This is a genomic window from Paraburkholderia sp. EB58 (assembly GCF_050436665.1).
In the GTDB taxonomy this organism is placed as follows: domain Bacteria; phylum Pseudomonadota; class Gammaproteobacteria; order Burkholderiales; family Burkholderiaceae; genus Paraburkholderia.
Map to the genome: position 1 here is coordinate 34,117 of NZ_JBNDMQ010000051.1, position 21,235 is coordinate 55,351.

Genomic DNA, 21,235 nt, shown 5'->3' on the forward strand with positions numbered 1-21,235 from the left:
GTGAGGTGCAAGATGGACCAGCTCTACATGTTGCGTGCATTCGTTGCTGCCGCGCGGTATCAAAGCTTTAGCAAGGCTGCGGAATCGCTGAATGTGACTACCGGGTCGGTATCCAAAGCGATCGCCAAGCTCGAAGAGTGCATCCAGACGAGGGTCTTGCTTAGGACAACGAGATCCGTTTCGCTGACTGAAGCGGCGCAATCCTACTATCTGAGTTGCTGCCGTTTGCTCGAGGAACTCGATGAAGCGAATCGTCGCATTACACGAGCGCGTGAAGTCGACAGTGGAAAGCTGCGGCTGATCGTGCACCCGATGCTGATGAGCGAAACCTTTTCGCGCCTGGTGCGGGGCTATCACGCCATCGCCCCCAATGTGAGCCTGATCGTTTCCGTTCAGGAGGGCGCCGCAAACCTGTATGACGGCCGATTCGACATGGCGATTCTTCCGCCGCATCTCGTCGAGCAGACTGCCGTGATTCGTCGGACATTATCGAAGTCACCGCGTATCTTCGTCGCAGCGCCTGGGTATCTGGAGCAGTACGGTGTGCCCCAGGCCGCCGCCGAGCTGACCCATCATTTTCTCCTGCTGGACACGGATTCCCGGAAGAAAGGTGTGGACGTTGTCGATCTGCTGGAAAGCGGAACACGCGTGAGCGTGTGTCCCAAGTCGTCGATGGACGGCAACGAAATATTGCTTAGGGCGGCGGCCCTCATGGGGACTGGCATTGCCGCATTGCCTGAAACCATGGTGCGTGGGGATATCGAGGCCAGGCGCCTCACGCATATCTTGCCGCTGTGCACAACCTCCGACAGCAAGGCTGAGATCTGTCTCTTCTACTCGCACCGGGAACTGCTTCCGGTGCGGCTCAGGACATTCATCGACTATTGCACCCAGTTTTTCAGATCGTCGGCTCGATGTGACGCCATGGATGCAGAGACGGTAACACCTGCGAAGGACTATCGGGAAGAGTGCCGTTGGCGGCCGGTCGAGGCACGGCATGGGCAGCCTTCGCAGTTCGGCGCGATGGGCCGATGACCTACGACGGTGTGCTGCGACGGTGCGCTGCGCCCGCGCGCTACGTGGTGCGCTACGCCCGCGCGCTACGTGGTGCGCTACGCCCGCGCGCTACGTGGTGCGCTACGGGGTGCGATTAAGCAGCTGCTAACGCAGCCGTGGTGCGTTGACGCTGCCTGTTCCGCCCCGCGTTCGCCGCCGGTTGCTGGCCAAGATGCTGGTCGCGGAAAAACGCCGTGCAGAAATCGACAAACGTCCGAAAGCGTGCCGGCAGAAGTTCGCGATGTGAATAGAACAAACAGATTTCGACCTCGCTATCGGACGTCGAGCAGCCGGGCAAAACCTGAACCAGGTGGCCATAGGCTATGTCCTGGTGAACCATCGCTTCCGGCAGCGCCGCAATACCGGTACCCGTGATCGCTGCGGCGCGCAGAAGCGCCTCGCTGCCGTCCATCGATGCCATCGCCAGGACTCTCACCGGCTGGCCGTCCTCGAACAGATCGATAAAGTTGCTGTCCTGTTGGCGGAGCTGCGGATCGATCAGCAGAAAATGTCTGGACAGATCATCGGCGCGTGCCGGTATGCCGTATTTGCTCAGATAGGATGGCGAAGCGACCAGCACGCTCGAGGTCTTCGACAAGGTCCTGCGAATCACTGCGGATTGCTCGACAAGATGCGGCGGAACAATGGCTATGTCATAACGTCCATCGTAAAGATTGACCACATGCTCCTGTACCGACACTGTCAGGTGCACGTTCGGTGCGATCGCGTGGTAGTCCGACACCAACCTCAAGAAGGTGCCATTTACCAGCATGGGATGCACGACCAGACGAAGGTTGCCGCTGTCGACCTCCCGTTGCTGCATGATCCGCCGATTCGCCTCATCAAGTTCCTGGAGCAGCCGGCAGCAACTCAGGTAATAGGCTTGTGCTTCTTCCGTCAGGGTCACCGACCTGGTGGTCCGATGCAGGAGACGCGTCTGCACGGCCGCCTCGAGTTTGGCAATGGCTTTCGAAATGGACCCCGTCGTCACGCCGAGCGAAGCCGCCGCCTTGCTGAAACTTTTATGCTGCGTCGCTGCAACGAAGGCTCTCAACATGTAAAGCTGGTCCATCATCTATCTCGTAGGAAGAACGGGAAATGCAGGGATCGGAAATCTATTTCAAGCCTCGCTGCTTGCGATATTCGTCAGTCGGTAGACCACCCCAGCCCCAGTTCTCTGTTTCCACCTCCTCGATGACCACGAAGGTCGCTTCGAGCGGCTTTTTGAGCACGTCGAGCAGCAGGTGGCTGACGCCCTTGATGAGTTCAGCTTTTTCCGCTGCGGTAACCGAGTCGGCACCCGGTTTGGTGCCCTCGCGGGTCACCTGGATCGTGACGATTGGCATGGTGTTTTCCTTTGCTTTTGCGGTACTTGACGAACCGGCCGCCGGGAAGCGGCGGTCGGGCGTATGGGACGGGTCCGCCTTATCTGGCGTTGCCTGGTCGCACTTAGTGGCCGGCGCTCTGGCCGCCGTCGACGTGCAGGATCTCGCCCGTAACGAACGGCGCGGAGTCCAGATACAGGATGGCGTTGACGATGTCGTGCATTTCGCCCATATGGCCCATCGGGTGAAGCGCGCCGAGGGCGCCGTGGGTTTCGGGCGCGTGCATCGGCGACTTGATGATGCCGGGGGAGACCGCGTTGGCGCGAATGCCGCGTTTCGCGTATTCGATCGCGAGGGACCGGGTTGCCGCGTTCAGGCCGCCCTTGGTCAGCGAAGCGAGTACCGAAGGTACGCCATCAACCGCGTGGTCGACCAGGGTGGTGCTGATGCTGACGATATGACCGCTCGAGTTCTTCTCCATCTCTTTGATGGCGAGTTGAGTGATGTAGAAGAAGCCGTTCAGGTTCACGTTCAGGACCGCTGCATAGTCTTCCGCGGTGTAGCTGGTAAAAGGCTTGGCAACGAAGATGCCGGCGTTATTGACGAGTGTGTCGATGCGGCCGAAGCGCGCCACGCCTTCACTGATCACGCGGCGGGCGGTTTCGGGGTCGCCGATGTCGCCAGCCACGGTCACGATGTTGGGATCCTCCGACGGCTTGATGCTGCGCGCGGTGGCGACCACGCGATAGTCGAGCTTGCGGAACGCCTTGACGACTTCTGAGCCGATGCCTTGCGAGGCGCCGGTAACGACGATGACCTTTTGTGACGTGCTCATAAAAACCTCCGAATCAGTTGAGTGGGCTCTGTTGCCGATCGGGCACGCGGCTCCGATACGGACCAAATTTAGGCGCGTTGGCGTCAAGTTCAAATACCCGGCGCGGACAAACACTTGTGATTCGGAGGAACAAATCGTGTTGCGGCCTGTGTCCCTTGTCCGGATTGGAGTTGCGGCGTGCTCCGAGTGGCCTCGTGACGCGGTCCAGCGCCGCGATCGATACCTTGCTGGTCACTCGCCCGGTCTTTCGGCGGACCTTGGTTACAAATATGTCGCATACGAATTAATCGCGCACGCTTGACACGGAGGCGAAGTTGGGGAATTATTCGTCTCACCCGCTTACATCGTATGCGATTAATATGTGAGCCACAGCACCTATCCCATCCGAAACTTTTATTGGAGTTACATCATGAAGACCCCCCAACTTGCCGCCGCGTTGCTTGCAGCTGTCACTGTCATTGCCGCCACTCCGGCTTTTGCCAGCGGCTACGGTCCGGCACCGTTCTATCGGTCGTCGGTTGGCTCACCTGCATCGCAACGTGGCCAAAATGCCGAAACCATCAGTGCTGAGCGCCAGAACGGCGCTGACGCACAACAGGCGCAACAGGCATACGGTGGCGTAACGGCCGGCAGCTCGCAATCGGGTAGCCGTGCGGTGGCCGCAGTTCAGCGCGATCTGTTCGCGCACCACTAATGGCATGGAACCGCCGGCGACGTCTTCAATCAGCCGGCGTTCTGACAGCGTGAAAAGCTAGTTGCTCTGCAGGGCATTCGTGAGCGGTGCTCATGATTGTTTTTCCTCTTTGAAGCTTTATGGAAGCCGAGCTTTCTTGAAGACTGGTTACACGAGAAACAGGGTTTGGGTAGGCCCTCAAAGACTGCCTTTACTGTAATTCGCAGGCCGGAGTTGTGGCCTTTAGATCACCAAAACATCAGGAGTCTGACGTGAGCAATGCACAGACAGGTAACGAAGCCAGGACAGCGGTTGGAACAGCGAAAACGGTCGACATAAAGCTCGAGGTCGTTGTCATTCCCGTCTCCGATGTCGATCGCGCCAAGCAGTTCTACGCTGAATTAGGGTGGAAGCTCGACGTCGATATCGCGAAAGACGAGCAGTTTCGGGTCGTACATTTCACGCCCCCGGGCTCGCAAAGCTCGATCCTGTTCGGCAAGGGCGTCACGACGCAAGAGCCGGGTTCGGCGCAGGGACTCCATCTCATCGTGTCCGATATAGACGCGGCTCGTGCAGCGCTTGTCGAGCGCGGCATTGAGGTAAGCGAAGTTTTCCATGACGTCGGCGGCCTGTTCCATCACGCCGGTGAGGAAGGGCGCGTCAGCGGCCCGCATCCGAAGCGGGGCAGCTATGGTTCATTCGCCTCGTTCAGCGATCCTGACGGAAACGGTTGGGTCTTCCAGGAAGTGACCACTCGACTCCCGGGAAGAGTGGACGCGCAAACCACGGCGTTCAACTCTTCAACAGAGCTCGCTGGGGCACTTCGACGCGCCGCGGCCGCGCATGGCGAGCACGAGAAGCTGACCGGACAGCATGACGAAAATTGGCCCGACTGGTATGCGGACTATATCGTCGCCGAGCAGGCCGGCACCCCGTTGCCGACGTAAGCGTGGCAGCCGGTAGCTGCCTGATTGAGGGATGGATCACTTGCCCGGTTGATTGACCTCGCCGGTATAGCGGGGCAGATGAATTTCGACATCAGGCTTTTTCTGCAGCCCAAGGTCCATCAGTGCCTTGATATCGTGCTGTGCCGCTGGACGCTGTACGGAGGTAGTGAACGCTTGCCACTGAGCCGCAAACTCGCTATCAGGCGGGAGCGTGGCGATATCGACAAAGTGCTTGATCTCGCCAATGGTTTGCTTGTCGAAGGACGAGATGCGCCGGGCCAGGGTATCGACGAACTTATCGAGTTCGGCATCCGGAAGCGAGCGGTTGACGTAGCCATACCGTTCCGCAAGATCGCCATTGATATCGTTGCCGCTCAGCAGAATTTCGAGCGCGCGGCCTCGGCCCATCAGACGCGGAAGACGGGCCATCGGGCCACCGCCGGGATCGAATCCGGCGCCGACTTCGAATTGGGAGAGCACGGCTTTTTCGCGGCTGGCAAAGCGCATATCGGAGGCAAGGGACAGCTCGCTGCCAACCCCCGTCGCCCGGCCGCGGATCGACACGATCGACACCACGGGAGAGCGGCTCAGGCGAACCAGCATATCGGGCAGCGGCGGCAAGCCTGTCCGGCCGGGAGGCATGCTCGTAGTGGCTTCGAGGGGCGGTACAAAGTCATAGTGGGTCAGGAAAAAGCCGGGGACAGCGCTGTCGAACACGACGACCTTCAGTTCGGGATCGTTCTCGATCTGGGTAATCACACTGTTCAACTGCGGTATGGATTCCGGACCAAAGATATTGAAAGGCGGATGGTCGATGGTGACGCGCCAGTATGCGGGCGTCACGCGCGTGATCTTGAACTCCTGGTTCGCGCCAGCTTCAGGTTGTGCACCCTGATTCGCAGCCGCTTCCGGCTGGTTGTTCTGTGCTATCGCGTCGCCGCTAAAAAACAGTGCGCCGGCGACCAGCGCCAGCGTCAGTTGTGCCAGTTTCATGTTTTTGCTTCCTTTTTTCTAGCCTGAAGAAAGACGCGGAAGAGGGAACCTGAATAACGTCCGGTCCGCACGAATTAGTGTAGGCACTCAGTAACCAGATACCAATGAACATGTATGCATCGACCAATCAAGAATCAGGACACCGTATTGAGCTATGCGAAGCAATCCAAAACAATTCGGACTTGTTCACGACCGACACAAGTGTTGTTCTAGGCCGGGCATTTACCCAAAGGGATTGCTTCCGCACAATCACTCTAACTACTGCCGATTGCGGTTTACGGTCGGCTGAAGCGGTAACGATGTGAGGCCTGCCAACGGGCTGCCTCGACAGACGGCTAAAACGGACAACCGTGAAAGTGTTTTCTCAGGATATTGCGTTGCTGCCGCACTCATCGCTCCACTTAATCGTACTAATTTTCAACAGAGACTTTCATGCCCGAAGATATCCTTCCCCAGATCCCGTCGCGTCGGCGCTTTATTAGCGTGGCAGCGGCGGCCGCTGTTGCGGGCTCATTGAGCCGCCTCGCATTCGCGGACACGAATCAATCCATTACTGAAATCACGAAGTCGAGCGGCGGTGACAAGACTTCCATTCGTACACTTCATGTGCACGCACCGGAAGCGCAACTCATTGACTTGAAGAGACGCATCAAGGCCACCCGGTGGCCTGAGCGGGAAACGGTGACCGACGCGTCGCAAGGCGTGCAGCTCGCAACCATGCAGAAACTCGCACGTTATTGGTCGACCGACTATGACTGGCGCAAAGTCGAAGCCCGGCTGAACGCGCTGCCGCAATTCGTCACCGAAATCGATGGCCTCGACATTCACTTCATCCACGTTCGCTCGAAAAATGCCAATGCGTTGCCGATGATCGTCACGCACGGATGGCCCGGTTCGATCATCGAGCAGTTGAAGATCATCGGTCCGCTGACCGATCCGGTGGCCCACGGCGGAAACGCATCGGATTCGTTCGACATCGTGATTCCGTCGTTGCCGGGCTACGGGTTCTCGGGCAAGCCGACCGCAACTGGCTGGGATCCTCAGCGCGTTGCACGCGCCTGGGTCGCACTGATGAAGCGTCTCGGCTACACGCGATATGTCGCGCAGGGCGGCGATTGGGGCAATGCTGTCACGGAGCAGATGGCTCTACTGGCACCGCCCGAACTGATTGGCATTCACACCAACATGCCGGCTACCGTGCCGGACGATATCGCCGAGGCACTCAAATTGGGCCAGCCGGCGCCGGCAGGCCTTTCGCCCGATGAGAAGCACGCGTTCGATCAGCTCGACTATTTCTACAAGCACGGCCTTGGCTATGCACTGGAAATGGCGAACCGACCGCAGACGCTATACGGGATTGAAGACTCGCCAGTTGGCCTTGCCGCGTGGATGCTCGACCACGACGCCGCGAGTCAGGCAATGATCGCCCGTGTGTTTGACGGTCAACCCGAGGGTCTTTCGCGAGACGACGTGCTCGACAACGTCACGCTCTATTGGCTCACGAACACGGCAGTGTCTTCGGCTCGTCTGTATTGGGAAAACAAGCTGAACTTCTTTGCGCCCAAGCACGTGGCCATTCCGGTTGCCGTCAGCGTCTTCCCGGATGAAATCTACGCTGCCCCGCAAAGCTGGACGGAGAAAGCGTATCCGAAGCTGATTCACTATAACCGCCTCCCCAAAGGCGGGCACTATGCGGCCTGGGAACAGCCGCAGGAGTTCACGGAAGAGGTTCGCGTGAGCTTCCGTCAGCTGCGTTAAGCGTAAAGATGCGGGCGATGCCGTCGTGGGTCGTCCGCAGTGTACAAGGCGTCTCAGCGTGCCCCGGCCATGAAGCGATGAATCTGCGCCACTACGCCCGCGCCTTCACCCACTGCCGACGCCACACGCTTGGTGGATCCTGAACGAACGTCGCCGATGGCGAAGACACTCTCGACGCTCGTCTGAAACAGCAGCGGCCGTGTGCGAGCTTCGGCAAGGTCGATGTCCGTCAATACGAATCCTTTCTCGTCGAGCGACACGCCGCATGTCTTGAGCCAGCTGGTATTCGGTTCGGCGCCGACGAATACGAACAGATGACGCGCCGTCATGCTGCCTTCCATGCCTCCTGCGCCGCGATAGTGCACGCGTTCGAGATGCGCATCCCCTTCAAGCGCGGTTAGTTCGGTGCGCGTATGAAGCGTCACGTTGGAGAGAGACGTGACACGTTCGATCAGATAGTGCGACATGCTGTGCTCGAGGCTCTTGCCGCGAATAAACATATGCACGTGCTCGACCTGCGATGCCAGAAACACCGCCGCCTGTCCCGCCGAGTTGCCTCCGCCAACCAGCAGTACCGGTTCCTTGCCGCATAGCCGCGTCTCGAGCGGCGTCGCCCAGTAGTAGACGCCGCAGCGCTCGAAACGTGCGAGGTCCGCAACGTCCGGGCGCCGGTACTCTGCGCCGGTGGCGATGACCACCGTACGCGCGGTGACGCGCCGGGCATCGGTCAGTTCCACCACAGGCGGTTGCCTGTCGCAAAACAACGCCTGAACCTCGCACGGGATGCCGATATGCGCGCCGAACTTCTGCGCCTGGATAAAGGCGCGTCCCGCAAGCGCCTGACCCGTGATGCCGGTGGGAAAGCCCAGATAGTTTTCGATGCGCGCGCTCGTACCGGCCTGGCCACCGGGCGCACGGCAGTCGAGCACTGCAACCGACAGCCCTTCGGATGCCGCGTAGACGGCCGCTGCCAGTCCCGCCGGGCCGGCGCCGACGATCGCCACATCGTAGAGGTGCGTTGGATCGAACTCGGGAATCAGCCCAAGACAGGAGGCGAGCTGTCCCTCGTTGGGGTTTCGCAGCACCGTGCCGTTCGGACAAAAGACGAGCGGGAAATCTTCGGGTTGCGGCGTCAGGCGCTCGAGTTGCGCGATGGCTTCGGCGTCGTGCTGGGCATCGAGCACGATATTCGGAAAGGAGTTGCGGCGCAGGAAATTCTGCAACGCGAGCAGACGTGCGTTACCGGCATCGCCGACAAGAACGACGCCATGTCCCCGGTCGATCACGAGAGTTCGCCGCAGAATCAGCGCGCGCATGATCTTTTCGCCGAGATCGGCTTCACTGACCATCATGGCGCTCAGCTGGTCGGGCTGCATCAGCAGGGCTTCGACGTCTTCGATCACATGCGCGTCGACAACCGCCGGTTTCTTCGAGAGCTGGGTGACGTCGGAGGTGAACTCTCCGCGTTTCCAGTAGGTGTGAACGGTCCGCACATGGCCGAGGCCGTCGCGGCCATCAATCCTGACCTTGCCCGATAGCAGGACGAACACGCCCGGGGAGATCTTTCCCGCCTGATAGAGCAATTCCCCTTTAGCGTGGCGCGTCACGCTGCCAAAGCGCCGCAGCCTGTCGACTTCGGCTTCCGTGAGGACAGGAAACATCTGCTGATACCGCGGATGGTCGAGCACGCTCGGGTCTTCGACGATCACCGGGTCGTCGATACGGCTCGCATTCTCCGCCGGCTGATCGTGCGGCGTGTCGCCTCCCGGCGTTGACTCGTTGCTCATTGCGCTTGCTCCTTCAGCGACTGATCGGCGCTGCCACCTGCCTGGTACGCGAGTTGGCCGACGTCATATCCTAGCCGATCTTCCGCATCCCGGGGTTTGTGGAACCCGCGGGCAAGGAGCGCCTTGAAGCGCTTGCAACAGCATGGCGGGTCAATGAAGGCCGTCCTGTCTGGCGTATGTCGATTCCCAGCCACCGCCCAGCACCTTGCACAGCGTGATCAGGTTGGCGGCCGCGTTGGCCTGACTTTGCTCCAGGTCGCTCTGCGAGTCGAGCAACTGCTTCTGCACGTTGAGCACGTTGAGAAAGTCGACCGCGCCTTCTTTATACCGTTGCCGCGCGATCGACAGCGCGTTCTGGTTCAGGCTCACAACTTTTTTCAGGCGATCGCGACGGCGCTGCTCGGCGTCGTAGACAACGAGTGCATCGTCCACCTCTCGCCAGGCATCCAGAACGGTACGTTGATAGAGAATCGCCGCTTCCTGCTGTTGTGCCTCGCGCAAATGGAGCGTGCCCTTGAGACGTCCGCCTTCGAAGATGGGCAGCGTGATTGATGGTCCCACGACGTATTGGCCGGACGCCCAGTTGGCGAGATTCGATAGTTGCAGGCTCTGGAAGCCGGCGCTGCCGTTCAGCGAGATGCGGGGGTAGAAGTCAGCCTTCGCCATGCCGATCGACGCTGTGGCCGCGTGCAGTTGCGCCTCTGCCTTGCGAATGTCGGGGCGGCGTTGCACCAGTTCAGACGGAACCCCGATGGGCACCTGCTCAGGCAGTGCCGGCACATCGCGTGGCTCGGCGAGCAGCGGTTGTAGTTCGCCAGGCTCCTTCGCCAGTAACAGACCGATCGCATTGATCGTAGTATCGCAACGCGATTCGAGCGTCGGGATCAGGGCCTCGATTGACTCGGCCAGTGCGGCAGCATTGTCTACATCGAGATCCGTGGTGACGCCTTCATGGACCCGCTTTTCCGTGAGTGTCGTCGCGTCGCGGGCGATTTGCAGGTTCTGTCTCGCGATCTGCAGCAGGATCTGCGTATCGCGCAACTGAATGTAGTCTCGCGCCAGTTCGGCGCGTGCCGACAATAGCACTGAGTTGCGGTCCTCGTACGAGGCATCGGACAAAGCGGTTGCGGCCTCGACACCGCGTCGTGCGCGACCCCAGATGTCGACTTCCCAGGAGGCATCGAAACCAAACTGATAGAGGTTATAAGCCGGCGAGCCCGAGGGAGGGGGCGGCAAGGCGGCGGCGCCGAGCGGCGCGCTGCCCGACGCCGACTCCAGTGGACTGCCCGTCGGGCTGACGCCCAGCAGCCCCAGAATGCCGTTCGGGCTGGCGCGCTCGCGGTTATAGGATGCCGCGGCGTCCAGCGTGGGATATTCATCTGCACCCGCGATGCGTTGCTCCGCGCGGCTTTGCCTCAGACGCGCCGATGCCGCAGCTACGTCGAGGTTCGCGTCGGCCAGTTGTTGTTCCAGCGAGTCCAGCGTCGGGTCATTGAACAGCGTCCACCATTGCGGACCGAAGTCGGCTTCGACGGGTTTGCTTGTTGCTTGCGCAGTCTGAGTGCGGTTAAACACGTCAGGCGTAGCCGACTGCGGAGGTTCGAAGTTCGGGCCGACCATGCAGCCCGTCATCGTGAAGCACGCCAAAATATACAGCGCTAGCTCACGGAATTCGCTCGCATTCATGGCGTGTTTGCTCCTGCGATCCGTGTATCGTCACGTCTGTCGACGGCAACCTTCGCTTCGACCGACAGCCCTACGCTCAACCTGGACGCAGCCTGTTGTCCCCGGTCGATGGTGATCTTGACAGGCACGCGCTGGACGATCTTGGTGAAGTTGCCGGTTGCGTTGTCGGGCGCGATAGGCGCGAAACTCAAGCCTGTCGCCGGGGCAAGACTATCGACGTGTCCGTTGATCACGACGCCAGGGAAGGTGTCGACCTTGATACGCACGGTCTGGCCGGGGCGCATGTGGGTGAGCTGATTTTCCTGGAAGTTGGCGACGACATAGGCTTCCGAAAGCGGAACGATCGCGAGCAGTGGCTCGCCCACGGTAACGTACGCGCCGACCCGCACCGAGCGTCGTCCCACTTTGCCGTCGACGGGCGCGTGGATCTCTGTATAGGACAGGTTGAGTTTCGCCTGCTCGAGTTCGGCCTCGGAATGAGCCAAGGCGCCTGCCGCCTTGGCGCGCTCGGTACGCAGAATGTCGAGGTTCTGCTCTGTCGTAACAAGTGCGGCCCGGTCGTGGGCCTGCTGCGCGAGTTCCTCGGCGAGCGAGCTCGACGCATGCTGTTGCTCCTGCGTGGTTCCCGCACCCGATACCGAGAGATTCTGGTAGCGCGTAGCGTTCTGTCGCGCAAACTCGATCGCCGCGTCATCTGACCGTAGCGTAGCCCGCGCCTGGTCGACCAGCGAGGGCTGCTGTGCGATCTCGGCGTCGTAGTTCGCAACCGATGCCTTGCCTGCCTCTACGTCGGCTTGTGCACTGGCGAGAGCGGCGCGGAAATCGCGGTCGTCGATACGCACCAGCAACTGCCCGGTTTTGACCTGCTGGTTGTCCTCGACGAGCACCTCCGAAAGCTGGCCGGGGATACGCGGCGCGACCAGCGTGAAATCGGCCACGACATAGGCGTCATTGGTCGTCTCGCTGTGTGAGTCGGCAAACAGCGCTACGCAAGCCCATATAACGAGGCCGACTATGACGACGCAGCCGACAAGACCCAGGATTTTGAGTCGAGATGAGGAGGTGGTTGACATAGGTATCGTTGCTCAACGGGACGGGGGTGGCGTGGTGCTCCACGGCGGATAGATCCGCACGGGCAAAAACGGAATGACGAGAAGGAGGGCGACGGCGATACCTGCCATCACGAGATAGAGATCGGCCGACGTCAGTACTTCCGCCTGCTCGTGAATCCGCTGCGCGAGTTCTCCGAAGCCATGGTCTGATTCGATATTTTGACCGCCGGCAAACGGGTTGTTGCCGAGGCGGTTCACCAGCGGGTTGTTGCCCAGGCGGTCCACCAGCATGCTCGAATGAAAATGCTCGCGCGCAGTGCCTACCCCTTCGAGAATAGCGGTCGCAACCGCAGCCGAAAATGTTTTGACCGTGTTGAACATGGCCGAAGCGAACGGCCCTTCGGTTGGTGGCAGACCCGTCGTGACACCCATCAGGATTCCTATGATGACCATCGGTTGTGCGAGGATCTGTAACGACTGCAGCCAGTAAAAGTTCTCGCGAACCCACTCGGAGTCCATATAACTTCCCAGCAGACACGTGGCGACCATCAGGCAAAGTCCAACGGCCATGACCCACCGGTGGTCGATCTGCCGCAGGTTCAGGAGGGCGGCGGTCAGGGGAAGCGATATCAGCAGGGGAATGGCAACCAGCAAAAACAGCCGCGTGGTTTGCAGCGGCCTGTAATCGTGAATGTGCGCGAGAAACTGGCTCGGTATGGCGGCGACGCCAACCAGCAGCACAACCGCGCCTGCCAGTGTCAGGAGCCCGTGCGCGAAATTCCTGCGGCGAAGCAACCTGAGCCCGAAAAACGGCAGCGGATGAAACCACTCGTTGATCAGGAACGCCACCAGCAATGGCGTCCCGACACCAAACATCGCGCAGATAAACGTGGAATTCAGCCAGTCCAGGCGATCAGCCTGCAGAAGGCCAATCACGAGCATGACCACCGCGGGATACCCCAGTAGGACGCCGCGCCAGTTGAATAAACGGAACCGTTCGAGTTTAAGGGGATCCGCCGGAAGTCCCATATAGATTGCCAGACAGCTCAATAAGCCAAGCGGCACAATTTGCCAGAACGCCATTTGCCAGTCGACATATTCGGTCCATAGCGCCGTGAGCGGCGTGCTGAGCGCAGGTCCAAAGGTTGCAGTCAACGCGTAACCCGCGAGTCCATATAACTTGATTTTCGGCGGGAGATACCGAAGCGCGACGATGATCAGCATCGGTGGCAGACATCCACCGGCTATCCCTTGTAATACCCGCAACACATAGAGGCTAAGCAGGTTCGGTGCGAGGGGACTCAGGAATCCCAGGAGCATCACGGCCAGCACGGCGCCGATCGTAAATCGCTTCAGCGTGAACGTGATCCCGAACCATGGAGCGAACACCATCGTGGCGACGTTCGTCGCCTCGAAGAGAGCGGTCACCCAGGTCCCATCGTCATTGCCAATCGAGAGCGCGCCGCGAATATCTTCCAACCCAACTTCGGTGACGTCTTCATTCAATATGGCCAGTAGCGAAGCCAGCAGCATGCCGAGCAGGCCTATAGCAAGGCGAAGTGGCAGCTCGGGTTCCTTGGGCGCTAGCTGCGCAGGCGTCTCTGTCTCCTGTGCAGAAACCGGCGCCGGCGTCGGTGCGGGGTTCGGTGCTGGCGTTCCGTTTGTCCCTGGCGTGGCGGTGGTCATAAGAGTCCGCGAGGCTACTAGTGTTGAACGGGATGGTGGATTGGGAAGGCTCCCCCGCCTCCGCGCAATGGATTGTGGTCATTCTAGGAGACAGGTCCGCTTCTTGCAGCCAACAAAGTTCGCGTAGCAGTCCATTCCATTCACAAATCCAGCCAGACGGCGCACCCGCTACCGGGACCACCCTCCTGGCTGGAAACGATTCTTTTCCATTTGCTCAACAGAGTGCGTGCGTGCATCAGCAAGCAGAACGGGTAATGCGTACAATCAATGCGCGCACGCACTGGCGTCGATGAATCGATAGGTGTGCTGCCTTATTAAAACGTTGTTGAATGGAGAAGCGACAAGTGAAATTCTCAGTGAAAAATGAAATCCGCTCAGACGATGTTTCAACGATTGAGCATGCGATGAAGAGCGTCGATGCGGATGCGAAGGTCAACGTCGACATTGACGCGCATACGGTGAGCGTCGATTCATGGCTGATGCCGGAAGAGTTTCTTGTCGCTTTCGACGACGAGAACCTGGACGTGATCATCGTCGAAGGCTAGCGCGCTTGCGCACTGCGAAGGCTGCGCGCGTTGGGCTTGCCAGCAGGTGGCCCAAATCTCATCGCATTTGGCCAGGCACGACACCATCCACGTGTTCCAGTTGCCGTGCCGACATCTATCCTTTAAGTCATCAATGAGGCTAATCGAGGATAGGTTCATCATGCTGATGCAAAAACTTCAAAGCTCTTTCCTGTTCGGGGGAAATGCCCCGTACGTGGAGGAGCAATACGAGCTCTACCTGGCTGACCCGGCGTCGGTCGAGGACGAATGGCGCGCCTACTTCGACGCGCTGCGCGAAACGCCCGCCATCGACGGCAGCGACCGCGATGACGAACCGCACGCACCTGTCGTGTCGAACTTCGTCGATCTGGCCAAACGCCCGCGTGCCACCGTAATGATGCGCGACGATGGTCTTGCGATCGCCAGAAAACAGGTGGCGGTGCAGTCGCTGATTGCCGCGTTCCGCATGGTCGGCACGCGCACAGCAAATCTGGACCCGCTGATGTGGGCTCCCCCGCGGGCACTGGTCGAACTCACGCCAGCGTTCTACGGCTTGAGCGCTGCTGACATGTCTACGCGATTCAGCACGGCCGATACGTTTCTCTTTGATGACGACGAAGACGCCACCCTACGCGACATGGTTTCGGCGCTCGAACAGACCTATTCCGGCACGCTGGGCGCCGAGTTCATGCATCTGACCGATGCGAACCAGCGGCGCTGGTGGCAGATGAGGCTGGAGTCCACGCGTGCGAAGCCTTCGTTTTCCGTAGCGGAGAAAAAGCGCATTCTCGAGCGCCTGACGGCCGCCGAAGGGCTGGAGAAGTATCTTCATACCCGCTATGTCGGACAAAAGCGTTTCTCTCTGGAAGGTGGGGAATCGTTGATCGTGCTGCTGGACGAGGTCGTCCGCTATGGCGCATCGAAGAAGATCGGCACAGTGGTAATGGGCATGGCGCACCGCGGTCGTTTGAACGTGCTGGTGAACATTGCCGGCAAGCCGGCGCGCGCGCTCTTCAATGAGTTCGACGGCAAGGCTGGGGATCCTCTTCCGGAAGGCGACGTCAAGTACCACAAGGGCTTTAGCAGTGTGACAGAGACGAGCGACGGGCCGGTCGAGGTTGTGCTTGCCTTCAATCCCTCGCATCTGGAAATCGTCAACCCGGTGGTGCAGGGCATGGCACGCGCCAAAGGGGATGCCTCGGACGCAGGAGACGGGAGTGACGTGCTGCCCGTCGAAATTCATGGCGACTCGGCTATTTCCGGGCAAGGCGTCGTGATGGAGACGTTGAACCTTTCGTACACTCGCGGGCACGGTACGGGCGGGACGGTCCACATCGTCGTCAACAATCAGGTCGGGTTTACAACCTCGGATCCGCGCGATACGCGTTCGTCGTTCTATACGACGGACATCGCCAAGATGATCGAGGCGCCTGTTCTGCACGTCAACGGCGACGACCCGGAAGCGGTTGCCATGGCCGTGCGGCTTGCGCTCGACTATCGCACGGCCTTCAGGCGCAGCGTAGTGATCGATCTGGTTTGCTTCCGCAAGTACGGACATCAGGAACAGGACACCCCCGCCATCACGCAGCCTCTCATGTACCGCGCGATTGCCAGCCATCCGGGTACGCGGACTGTTTATGCTCAACAGTTGATCAAGGAAGGCGTGGTGACTTCCGTAGAGGTCGAAGAGTATGCCGCCGCAGCGCGCGACGGTTTCGAGCGTGCACACAGCAGCGAGGCGCCTGCGGCGCCGGTTCAGTCACAGGATATGCCGCCATGGCCGCTGTTTCTCGACAACTATTCCGGCCCCGTCACCTATGGGCCGGCGCGGCCCGCGCAGGTACGGGCGCTCGCGCAGCAGATATCGACTGTGCCGGACGGTTATGAACTCCATCCGCTGGTCGGCAAGGTGATGGCCGCGCGCCGCGAGATGGCGGCCGGAAAGAAGCCGCTTGACTGGGGGATGGGCGAGCACCTGGCATTCGCCTCGCTGCTCGAGGCGGGGGTGGATGTCCGCTTGAGCGGGCAGGACAGCGCGCGGGGAACGTTCAGTCACCGGCACGCCGTTTTGCACAATCAACAACGGACGAGCCGTTCGGACGGCGTGTATATCCCGCTGGATCACGTGAATGACGTTGGCGTGGGGCGAGGCCGGTTTGCCGTGACCAACTCCATTCTGTCGGAGGCGGCGGTACTGGGCTTCGAATACGGCTACTCGACAGTGAACCGCAACGCGCTCGTTATCTGGGAGGCCCAGTACGGGGACTTCGCGAACGGCGCGCAGGTTGTGATCGACCAGTTCATCGCAGCAGGTGCCGCAAAGTGGGGGCAGTTGAGCGGCTTGACCCTGTTCCTGCCACACGGGCAGGATGGGCAAGGACCGGAACACGCGTCGGCGAGGCTCGAACGATACCTGCAACTGTGCGCGCAGGAAAACATGCGGGTCGTGCAACCGACGACGCCTGCGCAACTGTTCCATTTGCTGAGGATGCAAGCGACGGTCTTCGATCGCCGGCCGCTCGTCGTGATGACACCCAAGTCGCTGTTGCGTCATCCGGAAGCGGTAAGCACGTTCGACGACCTGGCGACGGGCGCGTTCCGTGAGATCCTGGGCGACACGCAGGTCGAGCCGTCGCAGGCGTCCAGCGTTGAGCGCGTCATCGTATCTTCGGGTAAGGTGTACTACGAACTGCTCGAACGTCGCCGCACGTCCGGCGTTACCGAAACTGCGCTCATCCGCATGGAACAGTTGTATCCGTTTCCGTCACAGCAACTGGCTACCGAGTTTGCGCGCTATCCGAACCTGAAGACGGTGGTGTGGGCTCAGGAGGAAGCGCGCAACCAGGGCGCATGGAGCTTTGTCGAGCCCCAGTTGCGTGAGATGCTGCCTGCGGGCGCGCAACTGAAATATGCCGGGCCGCCCGCGTCTGCGTCAACGGCGCCCGGTTACCACTCGGCATTCGTGACGAGACAGGCGGCCGTCATTTCGAGTGCATTCGCGCAGTAACGGCGCATGCGTATCGCGATGAGGCTGTTTTGAAGGATTTCCGCTGCTCGGGCACGATCCACGTGCCCGGGCGGCGATTCTTGGTGTGGTTAGAAAGTGATGCGCGGCAGTCGCGTCGTATTGGCCCAGATGCAGCCTATCTTGGCCCATAGACAGCCTTCTCCCGCGCCCGCGCAGCTTCAATCGTTGTCAGAATGGACAGAAGCATTTCTCACGATTCTTCCAGAAGCACATCAAAAGGGTGCTAGATGGGCTGTGCTTTGAACGGAGAACCCGTCAAGGCAATCGCCCATGAGCTGGTACGGAACATATGCTGTTCTCGAGTTGGAAGGGAAATCGTCCTTTGATTTTGGCCGCTGAGAGTGTCAGCGGCCGTTTCCATGCGAGCCAGCCATGACCCGAAACCCGAACACCGCTTTAAAAGTCCTCCCGAAACCACCGCTTGCCGGCGAAACGATGTCGGGTGCCGACATCATCTTGCGCGTACTCAGCGAGCAGGGCGTCGATACCGTATTCGGTTATAGCGGCGGCGCGATCTTGCCCACGTACGACGCTGTGTTTCGTTTCAACGAAATGCACAAGGACAATCCCGAGCGCCAGATCAACCTCGTGGTACCTGCCAACGAGCAGACCGCCGGCTTTATGGCCGCGGGTTATGCACGCGCGAGCGGGAAGGTTGGCGTATTCATGGTGACGTCAGGTCCTGGGGCCACCAATGCGGTGACGCCGATCGCCGATTGCAACGGCGATTCGGTCCCGGTCGTACTCATCAGCGGACAGGTACCGCGTGCCGCGATCGGCAGCGATGCTTTCCAGGAAGCGCCGGTCTTCAACATCATGTCGGCGTGCGCAAAGCAGGTGTTTCTCGTCACTGACCCGGAAAAGCTGGAACAGACACTGCGTACTGCATTCGAAGTCGCTCGCACCGGCCGTCCTGGCCCGGTTGTGGTGGATGTGCCGAAGGACATCCAGAACTGGATCGGCACTTACCGTGGGCACGGCACATTGGAATTTCGCGGCTACTCCGACCGTCTTCGCAAGGTGGCCAAAGGCGCGCTGCTCGAAGAGGACAAGCGCAGCGAATTTTTCGATCTGCTGGCGCAAAGCAGGCGACCGCTGCTGTATGTCGGCGGCGGCATCATTACGGCCGGCGCGACGGCGGAGCTGCGTCAGTTTGCAGAGCGCTATCGCATCCCCGTAGTGAACACGTTGATGGGTCTCGGCACCCTCTCCGTGAAACACGAACTGGGGCTCGGCATGCTGGGCATGCACGGCGCGGCCTGTGCGAACTACGCAGTGGAAGATTGCGATTTCCTGATCGCGGTGGGCGCACGATTCGATGACCGCGTCGCCGGTGGCCGCCCTCATGCATTTGCGCCGGGAGCGCAGCATGTTGCGCACATCGACATTGATGAGGTGGAGATCAACAAGGTTAAACAGGCGGACTGGACGCACGTGGGCGATGCGAAGGAAACCTTATTGTCGCTGATGCAGCACGATTCAGCTGTGCAGGCTCCTTCGGACTGGCTCGAGCATATCAGGGAACTGAAGCAGACCTACGGTATGAACTATGACCGGAACAGTCCGCTGATTCAGCCGCAGCGCGTGGTCGAAAAGCTCAGTGAAATTACCGGCGGCCGAGCCATCGTCACCACCGGCGTCGGCCAGCACCAGATGTGGGCCGCGCAATTTTTCGACTTCGTCGAGCCGCGCAGCTTCCTGACCTCGGGCAGTATGGGGACGATGGGCTTCGGGCTGCCCGCGGCGATCGGCGCCCAGATGGCGCGGCCGGATGCACTTGTGATCGACATCGATGGTGACGGCAGCATCCGCATGAACATAGGCGACCTGGAGACGGCAACCACCTATGGCGTGCCGGTCAAGGTACTGCTGCTCAACAATGTCGGCGACGGAATGATCCGGCAGTGGCAGCGTCTCTTTTACGACGGGCGCTTGATGGTGAGCGACAAGTCGCTGCATCGCAAGGATTTTGTCATGGCGGCGCAGGCCGACGGGTTTGAGTTTGCCCAGCGCGTTGAAACGCTGAGCGAACTCGAGGACAAACTCAGGGCCTTCGTGGAGTTTGACGGGCCGGCTTTCCTCGAAGTCATGATCGACTACGACGCCGATGTGTTTCCGATGGTGGGACCTGGGCAAAGCTACGCGGGCATGATCACCGGGCCGTTTATTCCGTCCCGCTCGAAGCGGGAGGCCGGAGGTAAAGGGGCAGGGCGCCAGGCAGCTGCGGATATGTTCTAGGCCCGCAAATAGGACACACTAGCGCCGGGCTTGCGGGCCCGGCTCGAGCGCTTCAAGCCTGCGACGGTTTGACGTCGAAAGCAATCCGTCCTGCTGGCAGAAAAGAGAGCGAGACGACCGCGCCGCCCTTGACCTCCGGAAAGTGGTGGCTGCCCGGCGCGGGTGCCGTCCAGCCGCCATAGCACCAGCCGTTCGGACCTGCAAGCGCCGCGCCTGCATCGAGCGGCACCACAAGATTGATCTCGCCATAGGGATGCGAGTGATAGCCACCACGGAAGCTGCCTTCGGGGTTGTTCTGCGCGGTACCCGTGCTATCCATCAGCACCGCAGTGGCGCTGAAGAAAAACGTCTCAGACGAGGGCAAAACGAGTTGTGAGCGACGATAACGCGGGCCAGCGATTTCGACGTGAGCCGCCCAGCCATCCTTCACGCCGAGGGCAATCAGTCGCGCCAGGTCCTTGTACAACTCGCTTTCGACGCCGTGCTCCGTATTCAGCCATTGCTCGACCTCGGTGCTCGTGGTCATGTCCTTGACCTCTTGCAGAAAGGGGATAAGTCGGGCGATAAGCTCGTCTTTGTTACTTGTGAGTGGGGTTTGGGACATTCCAGTTCGTCCTTGAATCAAGTGTCATGTACATCCGGCGTGGCGAGTGCAGCGAGAGCTTCTTAAGACAGTCACGCTGCGTCCGCTCAATTCGCCATCGCCACCTTCGTCGCGCCCGGCTTTGCAGTCTTCGCCTGCGGGGTCTTAGCCTGCGCAGTCTTCACCGGTGCCTCCATTTCGTTCTGCTCGATAATCTTCGCGATCTCCGCATCGGCCTGTTCGCCGTACTGCGCAAACACATCGGTGTGATAGGTCGTGTTCACCGCCGCGCCAAGCTGCGTGCCGGAATCGTCGCGCGTGTCGGCGTCGACCTGCATCGACAGCCCAATGCGCAGCGGATGCGCCTCCAGCTCCTTTTGATCGAACTGGATACGCACCGGCAGGCGCTGCACGATCTTGATCCAGTTGCCGGTCGCGTTCTGCGCCGGCAACGTCGCGAAGGCGCTGCCCGTTCCCGCCGAGAAGCCGATCACCCGTCCGTGGTACTTGACGTTAGAACCGTACACATCCGCCGTCATCGTGACCGGCTCGCCGATGCGCATCCGCCGCAGTTGCACTTCCTTGAAGTTCGCATCGACCCACACGCCGTCGAGTGGCACGATCGACATCAGCGGCGTGCCCGGCCCGACGCGCTCGCCCACCTGCACCGAGCGCTGCGCGACGTAACCCGTCACCGGCGCCGGCAGCGTATTGCGCGCGTAGTTGAGGTACGCGTCGCGCACCTTGGCGGCGGCAGCCTGCACGTCCGGATGCTGTTCCACCGACGTGCGGTCGGTCAGCGCATGGTTCGATTGCGCCTGCTGGCGAGCGGCGTCGAGCGATGCCTGAGCGGAGGCCACCGCGTCGCGGGCGTGCGAGACGTCTTCGGCCGACACCGCGCCGGTACTGGCCACCGCAACACGGCGCTGCAGATCGTCCTTGGCGCGTGCCAGGTCCGACTCGCGCTGCGCGACGTTGGCCGCGTAGTAGTCGTTGTTCACGTAGAGCGTGCTGACCTTGCGCACGGCCTGGCCGAGCGCCGC

At 60.5% G+C, this 21,235-nt stretch carries 17 protein-coding genes; 7 read left to right on the forward strand and 10 right to left on the reverse strand.

What is annotated here, in order from left to right; all coding sequences use genetic code 11:
* Nucleotides 1-12 precede the first annotated feature (12 nt).
* Nucleotides 13-1,035: a LysR family transcriptional regulator gene (locus tag P3T40_RS40650; RefSeq protein WP_429273333.1), complete on the forward strand. Its 1,023-nt coding sequence runs from the start codon at nt 13-15 to the stop codon at nt 1,033-1,035.
* A 115-nt stretch (nt 1,036-1,150) separates the two neighbouring features.
* Here the strand turns inward: P3T40_RS40650 and P3T40_RS40655 are convergent, their stop codons facing one another.
* From P3T40_RS40655 to P3T40_RS40665, 3 genes are all read right to left on the reverse strand, one after another.
* Entirely contained in the window at nt 1,151-2,128 is a 978-nt protein-coding gene (locus tag P3T40_RS40655) for a LysR family transcriptional regulator (RefSeq protein WP_429273334.1), read from the reverse strand.
* A 43-nt stretch (nt 2,129-2,171) separates the two neighbouring features.
* Nucleotides 2,172-2,402, reverse strand: a complete 231-nt coding sequence (locus P3T40_RS40660) for a tautomerase family protein (RefSeq protein ID WP_429273335.1) — start codon at nt 2,400-2,402, stop codon at nt 2,172-2,174.
* 103 nt (nt 2,403-2,505) lie between these two features.
* The gene (locus P3T40_RS40665; RefSeq protein WP_429273336.1) at nt 2,506-3,216 is read right to left on the reverse strand and encodes an SDR family NAD(P)-dependent oxidoreductase; all 711 of its coding nucleotides are present in this window, start codon (nt 3,214-3,216) and stop codon (nt 2,506-2,508) included.
* A gap of 409 nt (nt 3,217-3,625) precedes the next feature.
* On the opposite strand from P3T40_RS40665, the gene P3T40_RS40670 reads away from it, so the two are divergent.
* A complete protein-coding gene (locus tag P3T40_RS40670) occupies nt 3,626-3,910 on the forward strand; it encodes a hypothetical protein (RefSeq protein WP_429273337.1) in 285 nt (94 codons plus the stop codon).
* Between the two features lie 251 nt (nt 3,911-4,161).
* Entirely contained in the window at nt 4,162-4,836 is a 675-nt protein-coding gene (locus P3T40_RS40675) for a VOC family protein (protein ID WP_429273338.1), read from the forward strand.
* A gap of 36 nt (nt 4,837-4,872) precedes the next feature.
* On the opposite strand, the gene P3T40_RS40680 is transcribed toward P3T40_RS40675, so the two are convergent.
* A complete protein-coding gene (locus P3T40_RS40680; protein ID WP_429273339.1) occupies nt 4,873-5,829 on the reverse strand; it encodes an enoyl-CoA hydratase/isomerase family protein in 957 nt (318 codons plus the stop codon).
* 432 nt (nt 5,830-6,261) lie between these two features.
* Between P3T40_RS40680 and P3T40_RS40685 the strand changes: the two genes are divergently transcribed.
* A complete protein-coding gene (locus P3T40_RS40685) occupies nt 6,262-7,587 on the forward strand; it encodes an epoxide hydrolase family protein (protein WP_429273340.1) in 1,326 nt (441 codons plus the stop codon).
* A gap of 53 nt (nt 7,588-7,640) precedes the next feature.
* Here the strand turns inward: P3T40_RS40685 and P3T40_RS40690 are convergent, their stop codons facing one another.
* The 4 genes from P3T40_RS40690 to P3T40_RS40705 form a co-directional block, all read right to left on the reverse strand.
* On the reverse strand, nt 7,641-9,374 hold the full coding sequence (locus tag P3T40_RS40690; protein ID WP_429273341.1) for an FAD-dependent oxidoreductase: 1,734 nt from the start codon (nt 9,372-9,374) through the stop codon (nt 7,641-7,643).
* 150 nt (nt 9,375-9,524) lie between these two features.
* The gene (locus tag P3T40_RS40695) at nt 9,525-11,060 is read right to left on the reverse strand and encodes an efflux transporter outer membrane subunit (protein ID WP_429273342.1); all 1,536 of its coding nucleotides are present in this window, start codon (nt 11,058-11,060) and stop codon (nt 9,525-9,527) included.
* Complete coding sequence (locus P3T40_RS40700) at nt 11,057-12,133, reverse strand: HlyD family secretion protein (RefSeq protein WP_429273343.1); 1,077 nt, start codon at nt 12,131-12,133, stop codon at nt 11,057-11,059. Before P3T40_RS40700 ends, P3T40_RS40695 begins: the two co-directional genes overlap by 4 nt.
* Before the next feature lie 12 nt (nt 12,134-12,145).
* Nucleotides 12,146-13,798 (reverse strand): MFS transporter, encoded by a 1,653-nt coding sequence (locus tag P3T40_RS40705; protein ID WP_429273344.1) that lies wholly within the window; start codon nt 13,796-13,798, stop codon nt 12,146-12,148.
* A gap of 344 nt (nt 13,799-14,142) precedes the next feature.
* Here P3T40_RS40705 and P3T40_RS40710 point away from each other — a divergent pair, with 344 nt between their 5' ends.
* From P3T40_RS40710 to ilvB, 3 genes are all read left to right on the forward strand, one after another.
* On the forward strand, nt 14,143-14,343 hold the full coding sequence (locus P3T40_RS40710) for a copper chaperone (RefSeq protein ID WP_429273345.1): 201 nt from the start codon (nt 14,143-14,145) through the stop codon (nt 14,341-14,343).
* Between the two features lie 160 nt (nt 14,344-14,503).
* Nucleotides 14,504-17,350 carry a 2-oxoglutarate dehydrogenase E1 component gene (locus tag P3T40_RS40715; RefSeq protein WP_429273346.1) on the forward strand — a complete coding sequence of 949 codons (2,847 nt, stop codon included), beginning with the start codon at nt 14,504-14,506 and terminating at the stop codon, nt 17,348-17,350.
* Between the two features lie 393 nt (nt 17,351-17,743).
* A complete protein-coding gene (gene ilvB, locus P3T40_RS40720; protein WP_429273347.1) occupies nt 17,744-19,609 on the forward strand; it encodes a biosynthetic-type acetolactate synthase large subunit in 1,866 nt (621 codons plus the stop codon).
* A gap of 52 nt (nt 19,610-19,661) precedes the next feature.
* On the opposite strand, the gene P3T40_RS40725 is transcribed toward ilvB, so the two are convergent.
* Both P3T40_RS40725 and P3T40_RS40730 read right to left on the reverse strand, forming a co-directional pair.
* On the reverse strand, nt 19,662-20,213 hold the full coding sequence (locus tag P3T40_RS40725) for a DUF4863 family protein (RefSeq protein ID WP_429273348.1): 552 nt from the start codon (nt 20,211-20,213) through the stop codon (nt 19,662-19,664).
* Between the two features lie 86 nt (nt 20,214-20,299).
* Nucleotides 20,300-21,235 (reverse strand): HlyD family efflux transporter periplasmic adaptor subunit (locus tag P3T40_RS40730; protein WP_429273349.1); only part of this gene is annotated, 936 nt, incomplete at its 5' end.

What these genes read in the sequence shown, in the direction of transcription:
- P3T40_RS40650 (WP_429273333.1), top strand. Translation starts at nt 13, where the DNA reads ATGGACCAGCTCTACATGTTGCGTGCATTCGTTGCTGCCGCGCGGTAT.
- P3T40_RS40655 (WP_429273334.1), bottom strand. Translation starts at nt 2,128, where the DNA reads ATGGACCAGCTTTACATGTTGAGAGCCTTCGTTGCAGCGACGCAGCAT.
- P3T40_RS40660 (WP_429273335.1), bottom strand. Translation starts at nt 2,402, where the DNA reads ATGCCAATCGTCACGATCCAGGTGACCCGCGAGGGCACCAAACCGGGT.
- P3T40_RS40665 (WP_429273336.1), bottom strand. Translation starts at nt 3,216, where the DNA reads ATGAGCACGTCACAAAAGGTCATCGTCGTTACCGGCGCCTCGCAAGGC.
- P3T40_RS40670 (WP_429273337.1), top strand. Translation starts at nt 3,626, where the DNA reads ATGAAGACCCCCCAACTTGCCGCCGCGTTGCTTGCAGCTGTCACTGTC.
- P3T40_RS40680 (WP_429273339.1), bottom strand. Translation starts at nt 5,829, where the DNA reads ATGAAACTGGCACAACTGACGCTGGCGCTGGTCGCCGGCGCACTGTTT.
- P3T40_RS40685 (WP_429273340.1), top strand. Translation starts at nt 6,262, where the DNA reads ATGCCCGAAGATATCCTTCCCCAGATCCCGTCGCGTCGGCGCTTTATT.
- P3T40_RS40690 (WP_429273341.1), bottom strand. Translation starts at nt 9,374, where the DNA reads ATGAGCAACGAGTCAACGCCGGGAGGCGACACGCCGCACGATCAGCCG.
- P3T40_RS40695 (WP_429273342.1), bottom strand. Translation starts at nt 11,060, where the DNA reads ATGAATGCGAGCGAATTCCGTGAGCTAGCGCTGTATATTTTGGCGTGC.
- P3T40_RS40700 (WP_429273343.1), bottom strand. Translation starts at nt 12,133, where the DNA reads ATGTCAACCACCTCCTCATCTCGACTCAAAATCCTGGGTCTTGTCGGC.
- P3T40_RS40705 (WP_429273344.1), bottom strand. Translation starts at nt 13,798, where the DNA reads ATGACCACCGCCACGCCAGGGACAAACGGAACGCCAGCACCGAACCCC.
- P3T40_RS40715 (WP_429273346.1), top strand. Translation starts at nt 14,504, where the DNA reads ATGCTGATGCAAAAACTTCAAAGCTCTTTCCTGTTCGGGGGAAATGCC.
- ilvB (WP_429273347.1), top strand. Translation starts at nt 17,744, where the DNA reads ATGACCCGAAACCCGAACACCGCTTTAAAAGTCCTCCCGAAACCACCG.
- P3T40_RS40725 (WP_429273348.1), bottom strand. Translation starts at nt 20,213, where the DNA reads ATGTCCCAAACCCCACTCACAAGTAACAAAGACGAGCTTATCGCCCGA.